Here is a 25,624-nt window from a genome sequence, read left to right as displayed (position 1 = left end):
TAGAGGGGAACGGAGTCCGCGGGGCAGACCATCGTCGCCCCTCGCTACATCGGCTGCGCCCGCCGCACCTGGTCGGCGGCGCGGGCGGCGTCGAGTTCGACGTCGGTGCGCAAGACCGCGGGACCGACGCTCAGCGTCCCCGACGTCAGCGGTTGCGTCCGAAGTCCACCACGTCCGATCAGGGCTTTGCGCACCCCGTCCCCGGCAACGGTGTCCATCCACGAACACGGATGAGCAGGGCGTCCGCCGCGGAACCGGATCGGACCCGACCCGGTGTCCAGCTCGAACTCGCGTCCCCGCAACGGATCGAGCTCGACACCACGCACGACGACGTTGCGGCGGGCCAGAACCGGATCGGCGTCAGCCGCCGCCGCCATCCATGCTTCGAGCGCCAGAAACGTCATGGCCGCCTCGGTGTGGGCCCGGATTCCGTAGAAGCGATCACCACGAATCCCCTTGTCGGCGACGATCTCCACCGAGTCTGGGGTGCGGGTCTCGACCTCGTCGGCCGGGCCGTCCTTCGGCCTACCGAAGTAGGCGTGCTTCGGCGAGACGACGAAGGTGATTATCTCGCAGTGGTATTCGAACTCCATCAGACGCGTTCAGTATCCGGAGAACGAGTCGGTGTGGACACGCCACGGCCGGGACCGCGTCGAACCGTCGAGGCGGCGGACCGCCGCCGACGTCCGTTCGACGAACGCAGGCGTACCTGACACGTAGTAGTGTGCGCCCGCAGCGCTGGGACCGATGAGTTCGGCGAGCCGGGCGGGATCGTCGATCCCGTCGGCGAGTTCCGGCGCCTCGACGGTCGCAATGCGCGCGTTCGCGGCCCGGGCGCGCTCCAGGTCATCGGCGTACACGGCACGCCCCTGATCTCGCAGCACGTGCGCGATGGTCAGGCCGGAGAGATCGTGGCCCGACTGCACCAGCTCCCGCACCATCGACACGAACGGAGTGATCCCGATCCCGGAGGCGATCAACACCACCGATCCGGTCGCCGGAAACGACCGCGGCAGCACGAAGTCCCCACCGATCTCGTCGACGTAGACCCGGCGTACGCTGCCGTCGACCAGCGCTGCCTTGTAGGTCGACAGCGCCGCGGCGACGGTGAAGCCGAACTCCACCGGTTGCTGCCGGGGCGCGGACACGAACGAGAAGACCCGCCGCGAACCCGACCACACCGGCGCCGACCACCGCGGCACACTGACACTCGACCACTGCCCCGCCCGGAACACCGCTGCGCCACCGACCGGTTCACCGCGCACCACGTAGGTTCGGTCGGCCACCGGGACGGTGACGACGTCGAGCGGCACCCGGCGCGCAGTGCCCGACACCAGTCGGACGAGGAACGCGTACAGGCATCCGACGAGCAACGCCACCTCGGGCACGAACGCCAACGTGTACGCGTCGGTGATCGCAATCGTGTACTGGCAGTGCATGAGCACACCGACCAACGCCGCATACACCAGTCGGTGCAGCTCGGTGGCCGGCGACGTCAGCGGCTCGGGCAGCATGATCGCCGCCACGAACAGCATCGGACTCGACACCACCCATGTGGACAGATCCTGGCCGCCGCGTACCAGTTCGACGACCCCGATCGTGACAAGGGAGGCGCCGATGAACACCAGGGCCAGTCGCCACTCGCGGATCAACGTCACGACCACCGCACCGATCACGACCATCGGGACGAACAGCGGATCGGCGGCCACCCACCAGAACGGGAAGCTGATGCCCTCGACACCGGCGTATGCCAGCGCGTAACAACCGACCGCACCCGCGACCGCGGGATTGACGATCAGCCGACGACGCCATGCGAGAACATATTTCGACGCCGCGGCGATGGCGGCGCCCACCGCGACGGTGGCGACGGCGGTGTCCTCCGAGCCGCCGGGCAGGACGAAGAACAGGATCAGTCCCGTGATCAGCCACGAATCCGAGTTCGGCGGCACCCGCAGCACGCCGGCGCAGACGTAGCTCACGACCCCGCTGAACCCGACCGCGACGACCAGCCACACCGCCAATTCATCCGGACCGTAACCGAAGTCGGCATCGGTCGCCGAAACGACGAAAGCGACTGCGGACAGCACCACCAGCCCGCAGAGCACCGCCCGATACGGGGTCAGGTGCCGCCGGGCCGCGTCGATCGGCGAGAGCAGCTGCGGCAGAAGCGTTGTCACAGGAACAACTCCAATCCGGGGATGGCGGTGTGTTCGACACTCCCGTTGCGTCGGATGGTCACGTGATGAAAGCCCTCACGGTGATGGTCGAAATCGCCGCGCAGGAACGCCGCGGGCGTGAAGAACAGCGCCGTCGCCAAGCCGTCGGCCTCCATCGCCGACGGCGCGATCACCCAGGTCGCCAGCACCTCCCGCGCGGGCGAGGCGGTACGCGGATCGACGATGTGGTGCCAGTCGGCCCACACCCGCCGATTGCTCGCCGAGGCGCAGATCGCGCCGCCGGCAACGGACACGACGCCGATCGCCTTCGTCGTGTCCAGCGGATGCTCCAGCGCCACCCGCAGTCCGCGGGAACGCGGCGATATCACCATGTCCCCACCTGCGTCGACCACGAAGTCGTCGACGTGGCCGCCGACGATCTCCGCCACCCGGTCGACCGCGAATCCCTTTCCGGCCGCACCCACGTCGAGCAGAGCCGGTTCGCGAATCTCCAGCGCACCGACATGCTCACCGATCACCGCCTCCCAGGCCGGCGCCGTCGGCACCGGCGCCGACGCGCGGAGCGTGTACGCCGCGTCGTAACCGGCCTCGGCGAGCGTGCGCCCCACCAACGGCGACACCGCGCCGCCGGTGAGGCCGTACAGACGGCGGTACCAGTCGACCAGCGCCTGGTCGGAGTCGGCGATCGGGTATCGCCCCGCCTCCCTGGCCATCTGCGCGACCGTCGAATCGTCCCGGAACCGTGACCAGGCCCGGTCGATCCGGTCGATCTCGGTGTTCACCGCGTCGACGACATCGGCGGGGAGTGGTTCCGGGGTGCTGATCGTCCACCGGGTGCCGATCGCCTCGAACGCCCAGTGGTGCCCGGTGCCGACGGAGGTCAGGCCTGCGCCTCCTGTTTGATCTGTTCGATCGCCTCGTTGAAACCGCCGGAGGTGAGCGACGAGCCGGACACCTTGTCGACCTCGATCTCGTCGATGTTCTTGCCCACCACGACGTCGGAGATGCCGCCGGCGAACTTGCCCTGGTACTCGAGCGACGGGCCCTTGGTCTGGCTGGTGTCCACCGACACGGCGGTGATGACCGAGTTCGACAACGTGACGGTGACCCCGACGCTCTGCGGACCACCCGGCGAGATGTACTCACCGCGCGCCGTGTACTCGCCGTCCTCGTACTCGCCGGAGCCCGCGTCGGCGGCCTCGGTGGCAGCGGAGCTGCCCGTCGCGGCGCCGGTCGTCGTGCCGGTGGCCGAGTCGTCCGACCCGGAGTCCTCGGACGAGCATGCGCCCGCCACGAGTCCGACCACCGCCATCGCCGCGACCACCCCGCCGGTGCGGGCGAGGACGGACGATCCCCGCGGGCTGCGGGACGGGCGCGAAGAACGGGGGCCGGGTTCGGCGATCGTGCTCGGGTCGAGGGTCTCGGTGGGCTCTGGGGTGTGCGTCATGCACCAATTGTGCCGATTGCGCGGCCATTGGTCCCGGCGACGGCCGCGGGGCGTTCCGAACTGTCTCAGCGTCCCGCGGCTGCGACCCTCGCCTGGATGGCGTCGACGAAGACGGTGCGGATGTCGGCCGCGTTCTCCGCGACGTAGGTGGTGCCACCCGTGGCCTCGGCGATCTGCTTCAGCGCATCGGAGTCGGCGTCGTCGGAGATACCGATCGTCAGCACCAGCACCGGTCGTGCCGGATCCTCCAGGCGCTTCAGTTCGGCGAGCAGATTGTCGAGCGTGATGCTGTCGGGGTCCTCGTTCTGTCCGTCGGTCATGATGATGACACTGTTGGAGTAGTTCGGGTCGTAGGTGTCCTGCACCTTCTTGAATGCGGCGAGGGTCGTGTCGTAGAGACCCGTCCCGCCCCCGAGGTCCGACAACCCCTCTTCGACGGCCCGACCGAGCGCGTCCCGATGCGTACCGCTCCCCGAACGGGCATCGAGGCGGCGGATCGGGGCGAGCTCCTCCCAGTCCTGTCCGGGCCCGCCTTTGTTCACGCTGAACGCCCAGCCGCCGATCATCGTGTTGTTCGGGAAGAGCTTGAGTCCGGTCTGAGAGGCGTCGATGAGCAGGCCCGCCCGGGTGGTGCCGCCGGCCGGTGTCTCCATCGAGCCGGAGGTGTCCTGGACGATCAGCGAGCGGATCGGCACACCCAGTACCTGCCACTGCCGCAATGCCTTGTCGACGGACGACGGGTCGCGCAGCTCCAGTTCCTTGACCGGCTGACCGACGCCGTTTCCGTCGGCGTCGCGGTATCCCGAGTCGGCCAGCGCTGCGCGCCCGGCATCGGTGTTCAGCGCGGTGACGAGGGCCGCCCCGGCGTCGGCGGCCGCCTGCTGGCGCGCCGCAGGAGCCGTGTTGACCAGCGGATAGTCGAGCATGACCGTGCCCGCCGCGGGGATCGTCGACGTCAACTGCGAACCCTGGTGCGTGCGCATGAACAGATCGAACTGTTGCTCGGTGGTGACCACCGGGACGCCCGAGGTGTTGGCGAGGTTCAGACGTGTGCCCTCGTTGTCGTTGGCCAGGCGCGCATTGTTCTGCTGGATGGCGAGGATGGTCATCGCCTCGGTGAAGTCCTCGTCGGCGAGCTCGCCGGAGTCGACCGCGGCGAGAGCGCCGATGATCGGGGCGTCGCCCGTGCTGGTGTCCACCGGGCTGCCGGTTCGCAGATCAGGCAACTTCATGACCTCGACCCAGGTGCCCAGCTCGGGTACGTCGGTGCCGGCGACGACGGTCGGGGTCGACGCGATCGACGGCGACACCATATCGAGGTCACGACGCACCTGGGTCGTCACCCGGCGGGCCTGCACCTGCGAGTCCGCGACCCAGAGGTCCGGAGCCGCTGCACCCTGGGTGAGCAGGCCGGGCACATCCGCACCCGCGGCCGTCTGCACGTCGTAGTCGAAACACGAGTCCGCGGACGCCTGCCGCGCCACCTCGCGCAGCGGACCGGTCATCGCCGAGTCCGACGCGACGGCGACCCGGGTCCGGTCCCCGCAGCCACCCGCACCCGTCTGCCAGATGATGACGCCGGTGACCAGGGCTACGACGACCAGCAGGACCGCACCCGCCCACAGCCATCCCCCGCGGCGGCCCCCATCGGTGTTGCGGTGCTCGAAGCCGAAGTCGTCATCGCTTCCCGACCGGGCATCGTTCGACCTGCCTCTGTCCGATGAAGTCTGGGCGCGTGGCGGAACCGCCCCACCCGACCGGTCGTTCCCGTTCCACTCGTTTCCGGCGCGATCGGCGCCGGAGCTGTGACGCCCCATTGTTCTTTTCCCGTTCCCCTCGTACGGCGGCGGTCTGCAGACCCGCCTCTCGCGTGGTCGCCGCACGACGCATCGACGCATCGGCGGTCGCGGCCCGCGTGTTCACGCGTGGCTCAGCCGAACACCTCGCGGAATTTCAGCAGCGACTTACGCAGATCCCCCGACACCGCCATGGCCGCGGTCTTACCCACGGGCCCGATCAGCGGCAGCCCACCCAGATCAACAGTGAAGGTTACTTCCGATCCGCTGGAAGTGGGAGCGATGCCCAGATCCAGCTTCGCCTTGACCCCGCCTTTGCCGTTGCCCTTGAGGCGGACGTGCGAGACCGGCTCGAACTTCTCGACCACCCAGTCGAAGCGGACGCGGGTGCCTTTGACCCGCACGATCGAGGAGACCTCGGTGCCCTTGCGAAGGTCGGCGGACGCTGGGATCGGGCTGCGCCACGTCTCGTGGATCACCAGCCATTCGCTGTACCGCGAGAGATCCGATGCCGCGGCCCAGGTATCTTCCGGTGACAGATCAACGCCGATGGAGTCACTCGTCTTCGCCATGACCCAAGAGAGTAGTGCCCCCGCCTCCGCCGCCGAACAGGCACGTTCGCTGCTGGGCTCGCAGGTGACCGGGCACGGGGTGACGATCCGGCTGACCGAGGTCGAGGCGTACGCCGGTCCCGACGACCCGGCGTCGCATGCCTACACCCGAACCGCCCGCTCGGAGATCATGTACGGGCCCCCGGGACGGTTGTACGTCTATCGCATCCACGGCCACCATTGCGCGAACGTCGTCGTCGCCGGGCCGGGACCCGCTGCTGCGGTGTTGCTGCGCGCGGGCGCGGTGGTCGACGGCGTCGACCTCGCACGCGCCCGGCGCGGTGCGACGCGCTCGGGGCCGGTCCCCGACGCCAAGCTCGCCAGCGGGCCGGGCAACCTGTGCCGTGCCCTCGGGCTCACGATGGCCGACCTCGACACCGATCTCGCCGACCCGTCGACCCCGGTCACCCTCGACCCCGGGGCACCGCGTCCGGGGGAACGCGTCGTCGCGGGGCCTCGGGTCGGGGTCCGCCGCGCTGCCGACCTGGCGTGGCGGTTCTGGATCGACGCCGATCCCACGGTGTCGGCGTATCGCCGACATCCGCGGGCGCAGCTCTGAAAACTACTCGGACTACCGCTGCGGGTGCTGCGGCTGCTGGGGGTTCTGCGGCCGGGGATTCTGGGGCTGCGGGCTCTGCTGACCCGGTAGCGGCTCCCCGGGGTTGGTGGGATTGGTCGGCGGAGTCTGTCCCGGGTTTCCCTGTCCCGGCGCGCCGACGGCCTTGCGCACGGCGTCCTGCGCCTTGTCCACCTGACCCGAGTACTTGTTCTTGGTGACCTTGTCGATGGCGTCGCCGCCCTTCTCGATCAGGCTCGGATTCTTCTGCAGCGTGGCCCTGGCCTTGTTGACGAGTCCCTTGAGATCCATGACGTCTCCTCTGATCGACGTGCCGGACACCTTCCGGCCACTTGCCGCAGATTCTATCGGTCGGACGTGAGCACCCCGCTGACCTGCGCTTCGTCCCCGTGCTGATCGTTGTCATGCGTGGCGACCCATCGGGGCGCCACCCGCGAGACGACCTCGACACACGCGATGCCGACCGCCGCCGAGAGCAGGGCCACCGTGTTCATCCCCCAGTTCGACGAGTCGAGCCGGAACAGGTCCTGGGTGAACGGCCACGCGAAGATCAGCACGTATGCGGCGGCGGAGACCGCGAGGAGCACCGCCTTCCACCAGTTGTACGGACGGGCGACCACGGCGAGGACGTAGACCGCGATCGCGATCAGCGTCATCAGCGCCGCGGTGGCGGCCTGCGTCTGAGGCTGCGAGAGTTCGACGGCGTCACCACCCACCTCGACGCCGGCGCCGCCGGGGTTGACGATCACGTAGGTCACGAAGGTGCACAGGCCGACGATGATGCCGTTGGGCACGGCGCTGAGCAGCACCCGCCGTACGAAACCACGCCGGGCCCGCTCGTTGTTGGGGGCCAGCGACAAGACGAACGCCGGGATGCCGATGGTGAACCAGGCCGAGATCGTCACGTGGATCGGCTGGAACGGATAACTGAGCGGGTCGGACCCGAACAGTGCGCCGAGAAGTCCGCCGACGCCGACGAACAGTGCGAGCAACACCGCGTACACGGTCTTGGTCAGGAACAGATTGGAGACGCGCTCGATGTTGCCGATCACACGCCGACCTTCGCCCACCACATACGGCAGGGTCGCGAACTTGTTGTCCAGCAACACGATCTGCGCCACCGACCGGGCGGCCGAGCTGCCCGAGCCCATCGCCACGCCGATGTCGGCGTCCTTGAGCGCGAGGACGTCGTTGACTCCGTCGCCGGTCATCGCGACGGTGTTGTCCCGCGATTGCAGCGCCTTCACCATGGCCCGCTTCTGATCCGGCCGGACCCGCCCGAACGTGACGCCCCGTTCGACGACGTCGGCGAGTTCGCCCGTCTCCGAGGGCAACTCGCGCGCGTCGACCGAGGACTCGGCCGATCCGAGGCCCAGCGACGCGGCGACCGCCCCCACCGACCGGGCGTTGTCTCCGGAGATGACCTTCACCGCGACGTGCTGCTGTCCGAAGTAGTCGATCGTGTCGCGCGCATCGGGCCGGACCCGCTGTTCGAGGACCACGAGGGCCACCGGCGAGACGGTTCCCGGAGCGACCTGACCCGGCGCGGGTTCGGTGTCCACGGCCACGTCGGTGCAGGCCAGCAGCAGCACGCGGAGTCCGGCGGCGCCGATGTCGGAGGCGAGGCGGGCCGTCTCGCCCTCCGGGTCCAGCAGGACGTCGGGCGCACCGATGAGCCAGTGACCGTCGTCGGTGCCGGCGGTCGGGCCGGACCCGCTCCCGCGGAACGACATCCCGCTCCACTTGGTGGCCGAGGTGAACGGTTTGATGGCCGCCACCGACCAGTCGGGTGGGATCGGATGTGCCTCGGCGATCGCGATCATGCTGGCGTTGGGCCGCGGATCGAGGGCGGCGAGCGCGGCCAGCACCTGTCCCGCGGTCTCGGCGGGCACCGTCCCGAGGGAACGCACCTCGGCCAGCCGCATCCCGTTCTCCGTCAGGGTGCCGGTCTTGTCCGCACAGACCACATTGACGCGCGCGAGCCCTTCGATGGCCGGGAGTTCGTTCACCAGACACTGCCGCTGACCGAGCCGCACCACACCCACCGCGAAGGCGATCGAGGTCATCAGGACGAGCCCCTCGGGCACCATCGGCACCAGCGCGGCGACCATGCCGAGCAGGGACCGCCGCAACCCGTTGTCGCTGACGAAGAGTTGGTTGACGATGGTCAGGACACCGGCCGGGATCAGCAACCAGGTGATCACCCGCAGGATCTGATCGATGCCGGAGCGCAACTCGGAGGAGACCAGCGTGAACTTCGACGCCTCGGCCGCGAGCTGGGCCGCGTAGGCATCGGCGCCGACCTTGGTGGCGCGGTACGCGCCACCGCCGGCGACCACGAAGCTGCCCGACAGCACCGCGTCTCCCGGGTCCTTGTCGATCGGGTCGGCCTCGCCGGTGAGCAGTGACTCGTCGACGTCGAGTGCGATGGCCTCGACGACCTCGCCGTCGACGACGATCTGATCGCCGGCACCGATCTCGATGATGTCGTCGAGCACCACCTCGTCCGGCGGTACCTCGGTGACCTCGCCATCGCGCCGGACCCGGGGACGGGTCTGGCCGACGATCGCGAGCTTGTCGAGTGTCCGCTTGGCCCGGACCTCCTGGATGATGCCGATCCCGGAATTGGCGATGATCAGCAGTCCGAACAGGCCGTTGATGAGTGATCCGGTGAACACCACGATCGCGAACAGCACCCCGAGGATCGCGTTGATCCGGGTGAAGACATTCGCGCGGACGATGTCGGCCACACTGCGGCCGGACCGGTCGGGCAGCGCGTTGACCTGGCCGGCCGCGACCCGCTGCGCCACCTCGGCCGCGGTCAGGCCGGCGTCCGCGATCTCCGTCGGCGAGCTCACGCCGAAGCCTCCCACCAATTGGGTTGTGCCACACCGCTGCCGGTCCGCGTCATCAGGTCGATCGAACCGCCCGGTTGCGGCACCAGGATCGTCGGCTTGTCCGGCCCGGCGTCCGCCTGTAACCGCGCGATGGGCTCCCCCAGGGATGGCGCGCGAGGTTGAACGTGCCCCAGTGGATCGGGATGAAGACCGAGTCGGATCCGGTACCGGGCGAGACCATCCGGTGGATCGACAGGGCCTCCTCGGGGTTCACGTGGATGTCCGGCCACATCACGTCGTAGGCTCCGACGGCGATGAGGGTGAGGTCGAACGGGCCGAGTCGGTCGCCGACATCGGCGAAGCGCTCGCTGTGGCCGGTGTCCCCGGAGAAGAAGACCTTGTGCTCCCGTCCGGTGATCGCCCAGCTGCCCCACTGGGTGAGATTCCGCTCCAGCCACCGGCCCGAGAAGTGTCGCGCCGGACCGCAGGTGAACCGCAGCTCGCCCGCGCCGGTCGGCACCACCACCTCATCCCACCAATCCGCCTGCCGGATGCGATCTTCCGCGATCCCCCAGGAGGCCAGGTGCGCGCCGACCCCGATCGTCGTGACGAACACCGCGTCGGGCTGGGTGTCGGCGATCGTGACGACGGTGTCCATGTCGAGATGGTCGTAGTGGTCGTGACTGATCAGGACGACGTCGAGTGGCGGCAACTGTGACGGCGCCAGTGGGGCGGAGTGCATGCGTCCGGGCCCGACGAGTTGGCTGGGCGAGCAGCGGCGGCTGAGGACCGGATCGGTGATGACCCGCGCGCCGTCGATGTCGACGACGGCGGTGGCGTGGCCGAGCCAGGTGACGGCGAGGTCGCCGGGGGCCTCGAAGCGTGGGACCGTCACCATGACCGGTCGGCGCGGCCGGCCGGGCCGCCGGGCCATGTCGGTGAGGACCTGCAGGCTCGGATCGGCGATCGACGGGGGTTCCGGGTTGACGAAGGCGCCGTTCCGCAGATGCGGGCTCCGCCGCACGTGCGGCGCTATCTGGTCGCGGGAGGCGCCCAGCGCGCGGGCGGGACCGAGTCCCTCGGCGGCGAGCCGCGCCACGACGGCGTCGGCCACCGCCACTCCCGCCGAACCCGCACGCGCGAGGACGTCGCGGCGCAGGTCGTTGGTGCCTTTTCTACCGGTCGTGGAGGTCACGTTCACACAGTAGTGGGTTCGGTGGCGTCACCTTGGGCAGACGGCGGTCGCGCCGTGCGGTGCACGCCTCCCGAGTGTCCCCGGTGTGATCTGCGATTTCTTCCGGGTGAACGGCATTGTGCGCCTCACCGGCACTGATAGGCTGCGGCGATATTGTCCACCCGAGCATGCGCCGGCGCATGTGGTCAGGAAGATACCGCAGTGGCACGGATGTCCGTCGACCAACGTCGAAGCGCGCTTCTCGAATCGGCGTACCGTGTGATCGCCGACCATGGGGTCGAGGGCGCGACCACGCGTCGCATCTGCGCCCACGCCGGCATGCCGCTCGCAAGTTTCCACTATGCCTTCGAGAGTCGCACCGCACTGTTGTGCGCGGTCATGGAGACGGCGGTCCCCACCGACATCGAGCGCATGCTGCACGCGGTGCTGCCCGCCGCCGACTACGGACCCGAGCCGGGCGTGGAGACGATGCGGTCGAGCATGGTGAGCCAGTTCCACGCGTTCTACGACCTGCTCAAAGCCGATCCCGGCCGGATGCAGGCGACCATCGCGCTCGGCATCTATGCGCACAATCACCCGGAGCTGCAGCAGGTCGGCAAGCACATGTACGAGCAGCTCTACCGGGTGGCCTCGGCCGGGCTGCGGTCGATGGCCGACCTGACGCCCATGGAGTGGACCACGCCGGTCGAGGACCTCGGTCCGCTGATCATCGCGGCGACGAACTCGATCACACTCGTCTACCTCAGCACCGCCGACGACAAGGTCGTCGACGCGATCATCCGCTCGATCACCGATCAGCTCATGACCCATGTCAGCTTCGGGTGAGGCGCCCGACGCGGCACCGGTGACGCCGACGCCCGCGCCGTGGCTGAGTGATCCCGAATCCTATTGGGCGGCAATTGATCAAGCGGTCGCCGATGCGGGACTCGACGCACCGGTCCTCGCACTCGACCGGGCCGCCCTGGAGCACAACGTCGCCGATCTCACCCGTCGGTCGGCGGGTGTCCCGATCCGCCTGGCCACGAAATCCGTCCGTGTCCGCTCGGTCATCGACGACATCACCGCGCGCGCCGGTTTCGCGGGGGTGCTCGCCTACGACGTGGCCGAGGCACACTGGCTCGCCACGACCTCGGGGATCGACGACGTGCTGATGGGATACCCCAGTGTGCGGCGGGATGCGCTGGCGGCCTTGGCCGCCGACGAGGTCGCGACCCGTCGGGTGAGTGTGCTCGTCGATTCCGTCGACCAACTCGACCTCATCGACGCCGTCGTGCCTCCGTCCGCCCGGCCGCCGATCCGCGTCGCGATCGACCTCGACGCGTCATACCGTCTACTGGGCGGGCGGGTGCACATCGGGGTTCGCCGCTCGCCGGTGCACTCCCGTCGTGACGCACTCGAGCTGGCACGGATCATCGTGGCACGGCCCGGCTTCGATCTCGTCGGGGTCATGTCCTACGAAGCGCAGGTGGCCGGGGTGGCCGATGCGGCGCCCGGTAAGGCGTTGGCCAACCGGGCCATTCGCGCGATGCAACGACATTCGATGGCCGAATTGCGCCGTCGCCGCGGCAAGGTGATCGACGACGTGCGCCGGATCGCCGACCTGGAGTTCGTCAACGGAGGCGGCACCGGTTCCCTGGAGGAGACCGCGCGCGACCGCTCGGTCACCGACATCGCCGCGGGCAGCGGTCTGTTCGGCGGCCATCTGTTCGACGGGTACGCGCGGTTCCGTCCCGCCCCCGCGCTGTCCTTCGGTCTCGACGTCGTCCGCCGCCCGGCGCCCGGCGTCGTGACCTGCGCGGGCGGCGGTTGGATCGCGTCCGGCCCGCCCGCTGCCGACCGGTTGCCCACACCCGTGTGGCCGCACGGACTCACCTACGTCGGTACCGAGGCCGCCGGCGAGGTGCAGACCCCACTGCGAGGTGCGGTCGCGGACGAGATCGCCGTCGGGAGTCGGGTGTGGTTCCGGCACACCAAGTCCGGCGAGGTGTGCGAACGAGCGCGCGAGGTCGCGATCGTCGGCCGCGACGACGCCGGGCACGCGGTGGTCGATGAGGTCGTACCGACCTACCGAGGAGAGGGCAGGTGCTTCCTGTGAGCAGGACCGCTGCGCGTTCGGCGCCCGGCTGGCGCAACTGGGGCGGCACCGCGGCCTGCACGCCGAACCAGGTGCTGCACCCGGCGAGTGCCGCCGAGATCGCCGCCATCGTCCGGGAGACGGCCGCTCGCGGCGGCACGGTGAAGACCGTCGGCGCGGGACACAGCTTCTCCCCCATCGCCGTGGCCGACGACGTGCAACTCGACCTGTCGCGCCTGCGTGGTCTGGTCGCGGTCGACGGCCACCGAGTGACCGTGCGCGCCGGCACACACCTGCACGAGATCCCGGGGATCCTGGCACCTTTCGGACTCGCGATGACCAATCTCGGCGACGTCGATCGTCAGACGATCGCCGGCGCCACCTCGACCGGAACCCACGGCACCGGGCTCGCCTTCGGCGGCATCAGCACCCAGATCGTCGGCGCGACCATCGTCACCGGCTCCGGCGAGATCGTCACCGTGACCGCCGACGACGCCGACATGCAGGCCGTCGCACTCGGCCTCGGCGCGCTCGGAGTCGTTGTGGAACTGACCATCGACTGTGTCGACGAGTTCCGGCTGCACGCGGTCGAGGGTCCCGAGACGGCCGATGCGGCGATCGCCGCCTTCCAGGAGCGCGTCGCGACCACCGACCACCACGAGTTCTACCTGTTCCCGCACACCAATTGCGCTCTGGTGAAGACGAACACGCGGGTCGGTCCCGACGCCCCGGTCACCGGGCCGTCGCGCGTCAAGCGCTACATCGACGACGAACTGTTGAGCAACAAGGCCCTTCGTCTGCTGTGCGAGATCGGTGCGCGCGCGCCGCGTTTGGTGCCGACGATCAACGGGGTCACCGGTCGCGCGCTCTCCGCACGAGAGTTCACCGACTCCTCCACCGGGGTCTTCGTCTCCGACCGCGACGTCCGGTTCCGCGAGATGGAGTACGCCGTCGACCTCGAGGCCGTGCCGGAGGCGCTGCGCGAGATCCGCGCCCTCCTCGACCGGCGCGACCACCTCGTCAGCTTCCCCATCGAGGTCCGCGCCGCCGCGGCCGATGACCTCATGCTCTCCACCGCCTCCGGACGCACCAGCGGCTACATCGCCGTACACCGTTATCACCGCGACGATCCCGCCGACTCCGATGCCTACTTCGCCGACGTCGAAGCCATCCTCACCGGTCTCGGCGGCCGGCCCCACTGGGGAAAGATGCACGCCCGAGACGCCGAGTATCTACGCGGCGTCTATCCACGGTTCGACGAATTCCGTTCCGTCCGGGACCGATACGACCCGTCCCGCGTGTTCGCCAACGACTACCTGCGGCGGGTGCTGGGCGACTAGCGTCCGGCTTCAGCACTCCACCACGCTGAGCGGATCTCGGCCAGTGCACCGGCGGCCATCGCCGCCGCGGAACCCACCTCGCCCTGGCAACCCACGTCGGCACCCGAGATCGACGCCCCCGATTTGATGAGCCCGCCGATCGCACCCGCGGCCAACAGGAACCGGACGGTCACGTCGTCGGGAGCCGTTGCCGAATGGTACGTCCGTACCAACCGACGGATTGTCGGACTCGCGTCGGTCACGACGAAACCGCCGCCGACCGAGTAATACCGTTCAGCAGGCAGTCGCGCACCGCCCCGGGTGGATGCCCGCAGTTCCATCGCGTTCGGGTGCCGCGGACGGATGACCCGCGGATGGCAACCGATGTCGTTCGCGCACGGTCATGATGCGACCCCTGTCGGGTAGAGCGGCCGAGCCTGGCTCGCGACGGTCCCTCGACGCCTGTGTGGCTCGTGGAGAAACGGTCGCACGTCCCGCTTGACACCGCAAGACCCGAGACGCACACTTGTTGCATAGCATGCGCGTCGTTGCGTATGACGCAACAAGTCAACAGTCCCCCAGCTTGGCCCGGCCGAATCCACGTGCCGTCCGACTGTCTCGAGATCGACTGCAATGCAGTTGATCTCGATGTAACCGCCATCCCGACAGATCCGTCACCGACCGTGCAGAGAGGCCCGCACTGCTGATGACTGCACCATTCGTCGCGCATGCCGCCACCAGGGCACCGGAAACCGGCACCCGCGCTCTGATCGCCGACCGCCGCGCAGGCGAGAGCCTGCCGGCGGAGTTCTATGTGAGCCGGGAGTTCTTCGACCTCGATGTCGACGAGATCTTCTCTCGGTCATGGATTTTCGTGGCCACCGAAGCCGAGATCACCGATCCCGGTGACTATGTCACCATCACCTTCTCGACCCGGTCGGTCATCGTCGTCCGAGACGACGACGGCCGGGTCCGGGCCCACCACAACGTGTGCCGGCATCGAGGGGCCCGCCTGCTCACCGAGCCCAGCGGTTCGACCGGGACCCTGGTGTGCACCTACCACTCGTGGACCTACGGGATGGACGGGCGCCTCGAGTTCGCCGATGACCAGGCGCCCGGCTTCGACAAGTCCTGTTACTCGCTGCGCTCGGTACATGTCCGCACGATCGGCGGCCTGGTGTTCATCTGCCTGGCCGACGACCCGCCGGCCGACATCGACGAGGTCGCCGCCGTCGTCGAGCCCTATCTGACGCCGCACCGTCTCGCCGAGGCCAAGGTGGCCAAACAGGTCGACATCGTCGAAGACGGCAACTGGAAACTGACGATGGAGAACAACCGCGAGTGCTACCACTGCGGTGGCCATCCGGAACTCCTCAACGTGTTCTTCCCGACCTGGGGATACAGCGACACCGACGCCATCCCCAGCCGGTTGGCGCCGGCGTTCGACCGGTTCCACCGCGCCAACGCGGAACAGACCGAGATCTGGGACCGGCATGGCCTACCCCACACCCGGGTCGTAGAACTCGACACGCGCGCAACAGGGTTCCACATCGAGCGCGACGCACTCGACCTCGCCGGCGAGTCGTTCACCCTCGACGGCTCCGCGGCCTGCGGCCGCCTCCTCACCGACATCCCCGACGCGCGACTCGGCCGGCTGTCGATGCACCTGCAGCCCAACATGTGGCTGCACGTGACGAGCGACCACGCCGTGCTCTTCGCGGTCATCCCGGTCTCCGCCGATCAGACCCTGGTGCGCACCACCTGGCTCGTCCATCGTGACGCCGTGGAGGGCGTCGACTATGACCTCGACCAGCTCACCGGGGTCTGGGAGAAGACGAATCAGCAGGACGCCGACCTCGTTGCGCTCGCGCACAGCGGCATCAGCGATCCCGCTTACGTTCCCGGCCCTTACAGTACGTCGGAGATCCAGGTCGAGGCCTTCGTCAACTGGTATGTCACGATGCTGCGCCGCCGACTCGACATCCCGGCCGCCGACGGCCCTTTCGACGCGGCGGGAGCCTGAGAGCGACCATGGCCGACAACATTTTCCTCCAGTGCGTGTCCCGCACCGACACCACCCGGGACATGGCGACGTTCACCTTCCGGGTCGCGGGCGGGTCGCCGTCGCGCTCCGCTGCCGGGGATCCGGCCGGCGACCCGGACGACCACCGGACCTTCGTCTTCGCCCCCGGTCAGTTCCTGGCGATGACCGTGGAGATCGACGGCCGGCCCGTCCAGCGCTGCTACAGCATCTCCTCACCCCCGACCCGGCCGGGGGCCTGTCGATCTCGGTGAAACGCGTGGCCGGGGGTCACGTCTCGAACTGGTTGCACGACAACATGGTCGAAGGCATGGCGATCACCGCCTCCGGACCGCTGGGTCGATTCACCTACACCGCCCGTCCGGCCGAGAAGTACCTGTTCGTCTCGGCCGGGAGTGGCATCACGCCGGTGATGTCCATGCTCCGATCGGTCACCGACAGCGAGTCCCCGCTCGACATCGCCTTCGTGCACAGTGCGCGCAATGTCGACGACATCCCATTCCGGGACGAACTCGAGGAACTCGCCCGTCGGCATCCGAACGTGACACTGGCGTTCGCGGCGACGCGCATGGCCGCCGGCGACTTCCCCGACTGGACCGGACACCGCGGGCGCATCGACCGCGCGATGCTCGAACGGGTCTGCCCCGACCTCGGTGACCGCGAGGTGTTTCTCTGCGGGCCCGGGCGTTTTCGCAGCGAGGTGCGCGGCGCACTGGTGTCGGCCGGCTCGGCTCTCGCTCGGATCCACGAGGAGAGCTTCGGGTTCAGCCTGCCCACCGATGACGAGTCGGAGTCCGACACCGGCGTGGTCGTCGCTTTCTCCCGACGCGCCCGGCGGGTCACCGTGGGTCCCGGCACCACGATCCTCGCCGCCGCCGCCAAAGCGGGCGTCACCCTGCCATCGACGTGTGGTGTGGGCCTGTGCGGTTCCTGCAAGGTCCGCAAGATCTCCGGCGACGTGGTCATGAACCACCAGGGCGGTATCCGCCCACGAGAGATCGCGCAGGGCAAGATCCTGCTCTGCTGCGCCGAACCCCTGTCCCCGGTCGTGATCGATTTCTGAGGGAGACCCGACGATGACAAGCCAGAAGACACCGCGTCCCGCGGGCACGGCGCCCCCGGGCGCCCACCTCCCCCACCACCCCGAGTTCCTCTGGCGCGCACCAGAACCCAAGTCCTCCTACGATGTCGTCATCGTGGGAGGCGGCGGCCACGGTCTCGCCACGGCCCACTACCTCGCCCGCGTCCACGGCATCACCGATGTCGCCGTCCTGGAACGGGGTTGGCTGGCCGGCGGCAACATGGCGCGCAACACCACCCTGATCCGATCCAACTATCTCTGGGACGAGAGCGCCGGGATCTACGAGCACTCGCTGAAGCTGTGGGAGGGTCTCGAGGACGAGCTCGGATACCCCATCCTCTTCAGCCAGCGCGGCGTACTCAACCTCGCCCACACCGAACAGGATGTGCGCGACAGCATCCGGCGGGTGGAGGCCAATCGGCTGAACGGCATCGATGCCGAATGGCTGGATCCCAAGCAGGTCGCGGAGGTGTGCCCGATCGTCAACACCTCCTCCGACATCCGTTATCCGGTGCTGGGCGCGACCTTTCAACCCCGTGGCGGCATTGCCAAACACGACTACGTCGCCTGGGGTTTCGCCCGCAGCGCCAGCGATGCGGGCGTCGACATCATCCAGAACTGCGAGGTCACCGGGTTCGTCACCGACGGCGACCGGGTGGTCGGCGTCGAGACCACCCGCGGCCGCATCGCTGCGGGCACCGTCGCGCTGTGCGCCGCCGGACACACCTCGACGCTCACCGACCAGCTCGGTTTCCGGGTTCCGATCCAGAGTCATCCGCTGCAGGCCCTGGTGTCCGAACTCCTCGAGCCCATCCACCCGACCGTGGTGATGTCGAACGCGGTGCACGTCTACGTGTCCCAGGCCCACAAGGGTGAACTGGTGATGGGCGCCGGGGTCGACTCCTACAACGGATACGGGCAGCGCGGCGCCTTCCACATCATCGAGCGTCAGATGGCTGCCGCGGTGGAGCTGTTCCCGGTGTTCGGGCGGGCCCGCCTCCTGCGGACCTGGGGCGGGATCGTCGACGTCACCCCCGACGCCTCACCCATCGTCGGTGCCACCCCGTACGAGAACCTCTACCTCAACTGTGGCTGGGGCACCGGCGGATTCAAGGCGACCCCGGGCGTCGGTTGGGCGCTGGCGCACACGATCGCCACCGGCAGCCCGCACGCCGTCAACGCACCGTTCACCCTCGACCGGTTCGTCACCGGCCGCCTCATCGACGAGCACGGCGCGGCCGCCGTCGCCCACTGAACCCGCCACCGCCGAGGACACCACGATGCAGATGATCCGCTGCCCGCACTGCGGGCCCCGCGAGGAAACCGAGTTCCACTACGGTGCCGCGGCCGGTGTCGCCTATCCCGAGCGACCCGCCGACCTCGACGACACCGCGTGGGCACACTACTTGTTCTTCCGGCCCAATCCCAAGGGGTCGATGACCGAACGGTGGTGCCACACCACCGGGTGCCGCCAGTGGTTCACCGTCGAGCGCGACACACGCACGCACGCCTTCACCGGCGAGACGGTGCCCTCGCGGTCGCCCGCCACCGCATCCCCCACCGAACCCGCATCCGGAGCAGCCCGATGAGCACCACCGACCCGAAATCCACTCCCGCTCAGCCGTTCCGGACCGGAGCCGGTGGACGCATCGACCGGAGCACCCCGATCGACTTCGTCTTCGACGGGGTCACCTACCGTGGCTACGCGGGCGACACCCTCGCGTCGGCCCTGCTCGCCAACGGGGTGCGGGTGGTCACCACCAGCGTCAACCTCGGGCGCCCGCGCGGCGTCACCGGAGCCTGGGCCGAGGACGCCACCGCGCAGGTCGGCATCGACGCCCCGTTCGTGGAACCGATGGTGCCGGCCACCACCGTCGCCCTGTGTCCCGGCCTCGTCGCCCACGGGGTACCGGGCTGGGGAAAGCTGAGCAGCACCGTCGACGACGCCCGATACGACTCGCTGCACCACCATCCGGACGTGCTCGTCGTCGGTGCGGGCGCCGCGGGCCTGATGGCGGCCCTCAATTGCGCCCGTGGCGGAGCCCACGTTCTCCTGGTCGACGAGCGCAGCGAACCCGGTGGCCGTACTCCCGGCGTCGGCTGGGTGGCCGAAGCCGTCGCCGAACTCGATTCGCACCCGCACGTCAGGCGCCTGACCCGTACGACTGCGTTCGGTGCCTACGACGACGGTTTCGTCCTGGCCGTCCAGCACCGCACCGACCACCTCGGCAGCGACGCCCCCGCACACCTCTCCCGGCAACGGGTGCACCGTATCCGGGCTCGTCGTCTCGTTCTCGCCACCGGCGCCCACGAGCGACCGATCGTCTTCGCCGGCAACGACGTGCCCGGGGTCATGCTGGCCGGCGCCGGCGGTGACTACCTCAGCCGCTACGGCGTCCGGGTCGGCCGGACGGCCGTGGTCTTCACCGCATGCGATTCCGCCTACACCGCGGCCTTCGCGCTCGTCGATGCCGGGGTCTCGGTTCCCGCCGTCGTCGACGTCCGCCCGGCCGTCAGCGCGGACCTGGGCGAGAAGGCCCGCCGGCGCGGCATCCCGATCCTCGCGGGTACGACCGTGATCCGAGCGCACGGCACCGATGCGGTCACCGGGATCGACCTCAGCGACGGCTCGTCCCTGGTCTGCGACACCGTCCTGGTCAGTGGCGGTTGGAATCCGGCGGTACACCTCTGGAGTCAACTGCGCGGAACCATCGCCTTCGACGACCGAGCCGCGACCTTCCTGCCCACGGGAACCGTGTCAGAGACCGAGATCGTCGGTGCCGCAGCGGGTTCGACCACACTGGGTGACTGCCTGGCCGACGGTCGACGCGGTGCGGTGGCGACCCTCGCCGGACTCGGTATGGCGCCACCCGAGTTGCGCGCCATCCCGCGCGTCACCGAGCGGATTCCGGCCGCGCCGGCCGTCTGCTGGTACGTGCCCGGCAGTCCCGACGACGACACCCGCTCGTTCGTCGACCTCCAGCGCGACGCGACCGTCGCCGACATCGCCCGGGCGCTGGGTGCCGGGATGCGATCGGTGGAACACGTCAAGCGCTACACCACCATCGGCACCGGGCACGACCAGGGCAAGACCTCGGGCATCGTCACCTCCGGCATCGTCGCGGAGATGCTCGGCATCGCCGTGAACGACGCCGGCACCACCACCTTCCGTCCTCCCTACACCCCGGTGACCTTCGCCGCGCTCGCCGGACGTGATCGCGGCCAACGGTACGACCCGGTGCGGCGGACCCCGATCCACGACTGGCACGTCGAGCGCGGCGCCGTCTTCGAAGACGTCGGCCAGTGGAAACGGCCGCGGTACTACCCTCGTGGCGGCGAGGACATGCACGACGCGGTCCTCCGCGAATGTGCCTCCGTACGAACGGGAGTGGGCATCCTCGACGGCTCGACCCTCGGCGTGATCGATGTCGCCGGGCCCGACGCCCCGGCCTTCCTCGACCTGCTCTACACCAACATGATGAGCACCCTCGCAGTCGGCAAGGTCCGCTACGGCGTCATGTGCGGCGCGGACGGCATGGTGTTCGACGACGGCACCGTGATGCGGATCGCCGACGACCGCTACACCCTGTACACCACGACCGGCAACGCCGCGGCCGTCCTCGACTGGATGGAGGAATGGCATCAGACCGAATGGCCGGACCTCCGGGTGTGGATGACCTCGCTGACCGACCAGGTGGCCACGTTCCCGGTGGTCGGCCCACGCTCGCGCGACGTGGTGGGCACCGTGTTCCCCGATCTGGACGTCTCGAACGATGCGTTCGGGTTCATGACGTGGCGGGACACCACCTTTCGCGGCGTGCCCGTGCGGATCGGGCGGATCAGCTTCTCCGGGGAACTCGCCTACGAGGTGAACGTCGGGGCCGGTTATGCCCAGGCGGTGTGGCAGACACTCATCGACGCCGGTGAACCGCACGCCATCACCCCCTACGGGACCGAGACGATGCACGTCCTGCGCGCCGAGAAGGGCTATCCCATCATCGGCCAGGACACCGACGGCACCGTCACGCCCCACGACCTCGGGATGAGCTGGGCGGTCTCGAAGAAGAAGCCGGACTTCATCGGCAAGCGATCATTCGCGCGTGAATCCGCGACGGCACCCGACCGCAAGCACCTCGTCGGACTGCTGCCGGTCGACGGCAGCACCCGGCTCCCCGAGGGTTCGCAGATCATCTCCCACCGCGTCGACCGCACCCTGCCACCGCCGCCGGTGCCGATGCTGGGGCACGTGACGTCGAGCTATCGCAGCGCCGAGCTGGACCGCCCGTTCGCCCTTGCGCTGGTGAAGGGCGGTCGCGACCTCATCGGCAGCCGGCTCGATGTCCCCATCGGGGACACGCTGTGCGAAGTCGAGATCACCACAACCGTTTTCGTCGACGCGGAAGGAGCCCGACGCGATGGCTGACACCACCGTGCACTCTCTGCCGGACACCGGCGCGCTCGAACCGGTCCCACCGTTGCAGAACTGGTTGGCGCGATTCGCCGAACTGGCCCCGGCCGTACTACTGCGCCCGACCCCGGTGGCGCAGACGGTGATCCGACCGACTGAACCCGCCGCGGCGGAGCGGCTCGACCTGCCCGGCGCCTGCCGGATGACGCGCGACGGGGACACCACGGTCGTCTGGCTGGGTCCTGACGAGTATCTCGCCTACGCGGCCAGCATCGCACCGCACGAGTTCGCCGCGGCGATGGCCGACCGTGCGCAGGGCGGCGCGTATGTCGCCGATGCCTCCGGCCAGCGCACCCGCCTGGTCCTCGGCGGCCCGCACGCCGAGACGATCCTCGCCCATGGTTGCGCGATCGATCTGTCGCCGAGGAGCTTCGGGCCCGACGACGTGGCCCAGACACTGCTGGCCCAGGCCGCGGTGATCGTGCATCGCGTTCCGGACGGATTCGCCGTCCTCGTCCGCAGCTCCTACGCCGACTACCTCGCCGCGTGGCTCGTCGACGCCGCCACCGAGTACGCCATCGTGCCCGCTCCTTCCCCGCTGCCGTAGAGGAACCCCATGTCTCATCGATTCACCCTCACCCTGCGATGCCCGTCGCGCAGCGGCGTCACGCACGCGATCAGCTCGTTCCTCTACAGCCACGGTTGCGAGGTGCTCGACCATCAGCAGTACGACGACCCGATGACCCACACCCTCTTCGTACGTACCGAATTCGCGTCCGCCCACGAGTCCGGCTCGCAGCAGCTGTCGGCGGCTTTCGATCATCTCGCCACCGGTCTGGGCGCCGAATACTCGATCAACGACCAGACACCGCAGCGGATCCTGGTGATGGTCTCTCGACTGGGGCACTGCCTCAACGACCTGATCTTCCGCTGGCGTTCGGGCACCCTCGGCGGTGAGCTGGTCGCCGTCGCCTCCAACCACGCCGATCTGGCCCCGATGACCGAATCGGCCGGCCTTCCGTTTCACCATCTACCGGTCTCCCCGGAGACCAAGCCGGCGGCCGAGAACGCGATGCTCGACCTGGTGTCGTCCTACGACGTCGATCTGGTCGTCCTCGCCCGGTACATGCAGATCATCTCCGACGAGACCTGTTCGGCACTGCGCGGCCGGGCCATCAACATCCACCACTCGTTCCTGCCGGGCTTCAAGGGCGCCAAGCCGTATCACCAGGCACATCAGCGCGGAGTCAAGTACGTCGGCGCGACCGCGCACTACGTGACCCCCGACCTCGACGAGGGCCCGATCATCGAGCAGGAGGTCATCCGCATCGACCACACCCACGATCCGCGCCGACTCGCCACTGTCGGCAGCGACGCCGAGGCGCTGGCCCTGTCGCGCGCCGTGCGGTGGCACAGCGAGTACCGAGTGTTGATGAACGGGACCAGCACCGTCGTCTTCACCTGACCGGCCCCTACAGACCCCACACCAGCCCGAAAAGGATTGTTCCCCATGGCTGCACCGAAAGTCGTGATTGTCGGCGCCGGCATCGTCGGTACCTCACTCGCCGACGAGCTCACCGAGCGCGGTTGGACCGACGTCACCGTCCTCGACCGCGGCCCGCTCTTCGCCACCGGCGGGTCGACCTCGCATGCGCCGGGCCTCGTCTTCGCGACGACACCGTCCAAGACGATGACCGCGCTCGCCTCCTACACGATCGAGAAGTTCTCCGCGCTCACTCATCCCGACGGCTGGTGCTTCAACCCGGTGGGCGGACTGGAAGTGGCCACCACCCCGGAACGGTGGGAGGACCTGCATCGCAAGGCCGGGTGGGCGGCCGCTCGTGGCATCGAACACCGACTCGTCGACCCCGCGGAATGCGCTGCGATGCATCCGCTCCTCGAACGCGATGCCGTCCTCGGCGGCTTGCACACGCCGAACGACGGCCTCGCGAAAGCGCTGCGCGCGGTCGAGGCCCAGGCCCGCCGCGCGATGGCGCGCGGCGCCGAGTTCCGTGGCGGACAAGAGGTCATCGACGTGGTCGAGGCCAACGGCGAGGTGCGCGGGGTGCGCACCTCGACCGGAGTCGTCGACGCCGACATCGTGGTGTGCTGCACCGGTTTCTGGGGCCGCGAATTCGGCCGCCGGGTGGGACTGACCATCCCGTTGGTACCGATGGCCCATCAATACGCGATCACCACCTCCGTCGCCTCTCGCAGGGGCGTCAACTCCGCTTTGGCCGAGGCGACGTTGCCGATCCTGCGCCACCAGGACCGCGACCTGTACTACCGCGAACACGGCGACCGGATCGGCATCGGCTATTACGGTCACCGGCCGATGCCCTCGGACGTGGGCGATCTGGACCACGACACCGCGATCACGTTGGCGGACATGCCCTCCAAGCTCATGTTCACCCCGGAGGACTTCGACGACGCGTGGCAGCACTCGGTGGCCCTTCTACCCGAACTCGGCAACGGCAAGGTCGAGGAGGGCTTCAACGGGATCTTCTCGTTCACCCCCGACGGCCATTCGGTCATGGGCGAACATCGCGACCTGGCCGGTTTCTGGGTCGCCGAGGCCGTGTGGGTGACCCACTCGGCGGGCGTCGCGAAGACGATGGCGGAGTGGATGATCGACGGCACTCCCGGTATCGACGTCCACGAGACCGACCTGTACCGCTTCGAAGACGAGGCCCTCACCGATGACTTCATCCTGACCACGAGTTCGCAGGCCTTCGTGGAGGTCTACGACATCATCCACCCGCACGATCAGCGCAAGGCCCCGCGCAACGTGCGTCTCAGCCCGTTCCACGACCGCGAGGCCGCACTCGGCGCCGAGTTCTGGGAGAGCGGGCTCTGGGAACGACCCGCCTGGTACGAGGCCAACCGTCCGCTGCTCGATCAGAAGCTCGCCGACGGGCTCGTCATACCGGAGCGCGACAGCTGGTCGGCCCGGCACTGGTCGCCTGTCTCCGTCGCCGAGGCGGCGCACACCCGCAGCCACGTCGCGATGTACGACATGACCCCGCTGACCCGGTTCGAGCTGTCGGGTCCGGGTGCGCTCGCCCTTCTCCAACACCTCACCACCAACAAGATGGACAAGTCCGTCGGTTCGGTGACCTACACGCTGATGCTCGACGAGAAGGGCGGCATCCGTTCGGATCTGACCGTCGCCCGGCTCGCCGACGACGTGTTCCAGGTGGGCGCCAACGGTCCGCTGGACTTCGACTGGATCAGCCGGCACCTCCCGGCGGACGGCTCGGTCGTCATGCGCGACATCACCACGGCCACCTGCTGTCTCGGTCTCTGGGGCCCGCTGGCGCGCGACGTGCTGGCACCGCTCACGCCGGCCGACCTCACCAACGGCGGCCTCCGCTACTTCCGTGCGCTCACCACCACCGTCGCCGGAATCCCGATGACCCTGATGCGTGTCTCGTACGTGGGCGAACTCGGTTGGGAGATCTACACTTCCGCGGCCGACGGACCGGCGCTGTGGGACGCGGTGGCAGCGGCGGGCGATCCCCACGGCATCATCGCGGCCGGCCGGATCGCCTTCAACAGCCTGCGGATCGAGAAGGGTTACCGGGCGGCCGGTTCCGACATGACCACCGAGCACACGCCCGCTGCTGCCGGGCTCGGTTTCGCCATCCGCAAGACCGCGGACGACTTCCTCGGCCGCGCCGCCCTGGCCGAGCGTGATGCGCCGAACACGCTGCGCACCCTGCGTTTCACCGATCCGGCGGCGGTCGTCCTGGGCAAGGAGCCGGTATCGGTGGGCGGCCTGGTCGTCGGCTACGTCACCAGCGCCGGGTGGTCGGCGACGGTCGGCGCGTGCCTGGCCTACGCCTGGTTGCCCGCCGATCTCCCCGACGACACCTCGGTCGACGTCGCCTACCAGACCACCCATCACACGGCCGTCGTCATCGCCGACCCGGTGGTCGATCCCCAGATGACCCGGATCCGGAGATGAGCGGTTCCGGGTACCCACCGACGCCCGTGACCCGCCCGGGACGGCTTGCCGCGGTTCGCGACGCGGTTCCGGTCCCACCCGCCCCGACCGGTAC

General features: G+C 69.0%; 19 protein-coding genes and 3 pseudogenes. 12 read left to right on the top strand and 10 right to left on the bottom strand.

Going from position 1 to position 25,624, the window contains the following annotated elements:
* Positions 1–44 precede the first annotated feature (44 nt).
* From MVF96_RS06525 to MVF96_RS06500, 6 genes are all read right to left on the bottom strand, one after another.
* Positions 45–593, bottom strand: a complete 549-nt coding sequence (locus MVF96_RS06525; RefSeq protein ID WP_247451694.1) for a molybdenum cofactor biosysynthesis protein — start codon at positions 591–593, stop codon at positions 45–47.
* Between the two features lie 9 nt (positions 594–602).
* A complete protein-coding gene (locus MVF96_RS06520; protein WP_065630795.1) occupies positions 603–2,177 on the bottom strand; it encodes an FAD-dependent oxidoreductase in 1,575 nt (524 codons plus the stop codon).
* Entirely contained in the window at positions 2,174–3,019 is an 846-nt protein-coding gene (locus MVF96_RS06515; RefSeq protein ID WP_159371845.1) for an FAD:protein FMN transferase, read from the bottom strand. The genes MVF96_RS06520 and MVF96_RS06515 overlap by 4 nt, the downstream gene beginning before the upstream one ends.
* A 38-nt stretch (positions 3,020–3,057) precedes the next feature.
* A complete protein-coding gene (locus tag MVF96_RS06510; protein WP_137810899.1) occupies positions 3,058–3,624 on the bottom strand; it encodes an FMN-binding protein in 567 nt (188 codons plus the stop codon).
* A 65-nt stretch (positions 3,625–3,689) separates the two neighbouring features.
* Positions 3,690–5,441 carry a substrate-binding domain-containing protein gene (locus tag MVF96_RS06505; RefSeq protein ID WP_159370306.1) on the bottom strand — a complete coding sequence of 584 codons (1,752 nt, stop codon included), beginning with the start codon at positions 5,439–5,441 and terminating at the stop codon, positions 3,690–3,692.
* Between the two features lie 113 nt (positions 5,442–5,554).
* Positions 5,555–5,992 carry a type II toxin-antitoxin system Rv0910 family toxin gene (locus tag MVF96_RS06500; RefSeq protein ID WP_058251681.1) on the bottom strand — a complete coding sequence of 146 codons (438 nt, stop codon included), beginning with the start codon at positions 5,990–5,992 and terminating at the stop codon, positions 5,555–5,557.
* Between MVF96_RS06500 and MVF96_RS06495 the strand changes: the two genes are divergently transcribed.
* Positions 5,970–6,590, top strand: a complete 621-nt coding sequence (locus MVF96_RS06495; protein WP_137810898.1) for a DNA-3-methyladenine glycosylase — start codon at positions 5,970–5,972, stop codon at positions 6,588–6,590. The genes MVF96_RS06500 and MVF96_RS06495 overlap by 23 nt on opposite strands.
* A gap of 12 nt (positions 6,591–6,602) precedes the next feature.
* Here the strand turns inward: MVF96_RS06495 and MVF96_RS06490 are convergent, their stop codons facing one another.
* The 3 genes and pseudogenes from MVF96_RS06490 to MVF96_RS06480 all read right to left on the bottom strand — a co-directional run bounded on the left by MVF96_RS06490 (position 6,603) and on the right by MVF96_RS06480 (position 10,646).
* Positions 6,603–6,899, bottom strand: coding sequence for an antitoxin (locus MVF96_RS06490; protein WP_058251574.1), 297 nt, complete (start codon positions 6,897–6,899; stop codon positions 6,603–6,605).
* A gap of 53 nt (positions 6,900–6,952) precedes the next feature.
* Complete coding sequence (locus MVF96_RS06485) at positions 6,953–9,466, bottom strand: HAD-IC family P-type ATPase (RefSeq protein WP_247451693.1); 2,514 nt, start codon at positions 9,464–9,466, stop codon at positions 6,953–6,955.
* A pseudogene (locus MVF96_RS06480) lies at positions 9,463–10,646 on the bottom strand (MBL fold metallo-hydrolase). The gene MVF96_RS06485 and the pseudogene MVF96_RS06480 overlap by 4 nt, the downstream one beginning before the upstream one ends.
* Positions 10,647–10,841: 195 nt before the next feature.
* Between MVF96_RS06480 and MVF96_RS06475 the strand changes: the two are divergent.
* The 3 genes from MVF96_RS06475 to MVF96_RS06465 are packed head-to-tail and all read left to right on the top strand — an operon-like array spanning position 10,842 to position 14,054.
* On the top strand, positions 10,842–11,465 hold the full coding sequence (locus MVF96_RS06475) for a TetR/AcrR family transcriptional regulator (protein ID WP_065630789.1): 624 nt from the start codon (positions 10,842–10,844) through the stop codon (positions 11,463–11,465).
* Positions 11,449–12,735 carry an alanine racemase gene (locus tag MVF96_RS06470; RefSeq protein ID WP_078113429.1) on the top strand — a complete coding sequence of 429 codons (1,287 nt, stop codon included), beginning with the start codon at positions 11,449–11,451 and terminating at the stop codon, positions 12,733–12,735. Before MVF96_RS06475 ends, MVF96_RS06470 begins: the two co-directional genes overlap by 17 nt.
* Positions 12,732–14,054 carry a D-arabinono-1,4-lactone oxidase gene (locus MVF96_RS06465; protein ID WP_418930422.1) on the top strand — a complete coding sequence of 441 codons (1,323 nt, stop codon included), beginning with the start codon at positions 12,732–12,734 and terminating at the stop codon, positions 14,052–14,054. Before MVF96_RS06470 ends, MVF96_RS06465 begins: the two co-directional genes overlap by 4 nt.
* Positions 14,055–14,086: 32 nt before the next feature.
* Here MVF96_RS06465 and MVF96_RS06460 read toward each other — a convergent pair.
* Positions 14,087–14,419 (bottom strand): annotated as a pseudogene (locus tag MVF96_RS06460) (L-serine ammonia-lyase, iron-sulfur-dependent, subunit alpha); the annotation flags it as partial.
* Positions 14,420–14,739: 320 nt separating this feature from the next.
* Here MVF96_RS06460 and MVF96_RS06455 point away from each other — a divergent pair.
* The 8 genes and pseudogenes from MVF96_RS06455 (at position 14,740) to MVF96_RS06420 (ending at position 25,530) form a co-directional block, all read left to right on the top strand.
* Positions 14,740–16,056 (top strand): aromatic ring-hydroxylating oxygenase subunit alpha, encoded by a 1,317-nt coding sequence (locus MVF96_RS06455; RefSeq protein ID WP_247451692.1) that lies wholly within the window; start codon positions 14,740–14,742, stop codon positions 16,054–16,056.
* An 8-nt stretch (positions 16,057–16,064) separates the two neighbouring features.
* Positions 16,065–17,137, top strand: a pseudogene (locus MVF96_RS06450) (FAD-binding oxidoreductase).
* Between the two features lie 13 nt (positions 17,138–17,150).
* Positions 17,151–18,410: a sarcosine oxidase subunit beta family protein gene (locus MVF96_RS06445; RefSeq protein ID WP_226512729.1), complete on the top strand. Its 1,260-nt coding sequence runs from the start codon at positions 17,151–17,153 to the stop codon at positions 18,408–18,410.
* Positions 18,411–18,435: 25 nt separating this feature from the next.
* On the top strand, positions 18,436–18,744 hold the full coding sequence (locus MVF96_RS06440; protein ID WP_247451691.1) for a sarcosine oxidase subunit delta: 309 nt from the start codon (positions 18,436–18,438) through the stop codon (positions 18,742–18,744).
* Positions 18,741–21,578: a 2Fe-2S iron-sulfur cluster-binding protein gene (locus tag MVF96_RS06435; RefSeq protein ID WP_247451690.1), complete on the top strand. Its 2,838-nt coding sequence runs from the start codon at positions 18,741–18,743 to the stop codon at positions 21,576–21,578. Before MVF96_RS06440 ends, MVF96_RS06435 begins: the two co-directional genes overlap by 4 nt.
* On the top strand, positions 21,571–22,170 hold the full coding sequence (locus MVF96_RS06430; RefSeq protein ID WP_247451689.1) for a sarcosine oxidase subunit gamma: 600 nt from the start codon (positions 21,571–21,573) through the stop codon (positions 22,168–22,170). The genes MVF96_RS06435 and MVF96_RS06430 overlap by 8 nt, the downstream gene beginning before the upstream one ends.
* 9 nt (positions 22,171–22,179) lie before the next feature.
* Positions 22,180–23,028 (top strand): formyltetrahydrofolate deformylase, encoded by an 849-nt coding sequence (gene purU, locus MVF96_RS06425; protein ID WP_068972041.1) that lies wholly within the window; start codon positions 22,180–22,182, stop codon positions 23,026–23,028.
* A gap of 45 nt (positions 23,029–23,073) precedes the next feature.
* A complete protein-coding gene (locus tag MVF96_RS06420) occupies positions 23,074–25,530 on the top strand; it encodes a GcvT family protein (protein WP_247451688.1) in 2,457 nt (818 codons plus the stop codon).
* Positions 25,531–25,624 lie beyond the last annotated feature (94 nt).

Source organism: Gordonia hongkongensis (assembly GCF_023078355.1).
GTDB lineage: Bacteria > Actinomycetota > Actinomycetes > Mycobacteriales > Mycobacteriaceae > Gordonia > Gordonia hongkongensis.
Note: the sequence above shows the minus strand (reverse complement) of the source record. Positions and strands in the feature narration are given on the sequence as shown.

Bases quoted from the DNA above. Each gene is read 5' to 3' on its own strand.
- MVF96_RS06525 (WP_247451694.1), bottom strand. From the start codon at position 593: ATGGAGTTCGAATACCACTGCGAGATAATCACCTTCGTCGTCTCGCCG.
- MVF96_RS06510 (WP_137810899.1), bottom strand. From the start codon at position 3,624: ATGACGCACACCCCAGAGCCCACCGAGACCCTCGACCCGAGCACGATC.
- MVF96_RS06505 (WP_159370306.1), bottom strand. From the start codon at position 5,441: ATGGGGCGTCACAGCTCCGGCGCCGATCGCGCCGGAAACGAGTGGAAC.
- MVF96_RS06495 (WP_137810898.1), top strand. From the start codon at position 5,970: ATGGAGTCACTCGTCTTCGCCATGACCCAAGAGAGTAGTGCCCCCGCC.
- MVF96_RS06500 (WP_058251681.1), bottom strand. From the start codon at position 5,992: ATGGCGAAGACGAGTGACTCCATCGGCGTTGATCTGTCACCGGAAGAT.
- MVF96_RS06490 (WP_058251574.1), bottom strand. From the start codon at position 6,899: ATGGATCTCAAGGGACTCGTCAACAAGGCCAGGGCCACGCTGCAGAAG.
- MVF96_RS06470 (WP_078113429.1), top strand. From the start codon at position 11,449: ATGTCAGCTTCGGGTGAGGCGCCCGACGCGGCACCGGTGACGCCGACG.
- MVF96_RS06455 (WP_247451692.1), top strand. From the start codon at position 14,740: ATGACTGCACCATTCGTCGCGCATGCCGCCACCAGGGCACCGGAAACC.
- MVF96_RS06445 (WP_226512729.1), top strand. From the start codon at position 17,151: ATGACAAGCCAGAAGACACCGCGTCCCGCGGGCACGGCGCCCCCGGGC.
- MVF96_RS06440 (WP_247451691.1), top strand. From the start codon at position 18,436: ATGCAGATGATCCGCTGCCCGCACTGCGGGCCCCGCGAGGAAACCGAG.
- MVF96_RS06435 (WP_247451690.1), top strand. From the start codon at position 18,741: ATGAGCACCACCGACCCGAAATCCACTCCCGCTCAGCCGTTCCGGACC.
- MVF96_RS06430 (WP_247451689.1), top strand. From the start codon at position 21,571: ATGGCTGACACCACCGTGCACTCTCTGCCGGACACCGGCGCGCTCGAA.
- purU (WP_068972041.1), top strand. From the start codon at position 22,180: ATGTCTCATCGATTCACCCTCACCCTGCGATGCCCGTCGCGCAGCGGC.
- MVF96_RS06420 (WP_247451688.1), top strand. From the start codon at position 23,074: ATGGCTGCACCGAAAGTCGTGATTGTCGGCGCCGGCATCGTCGGTACC.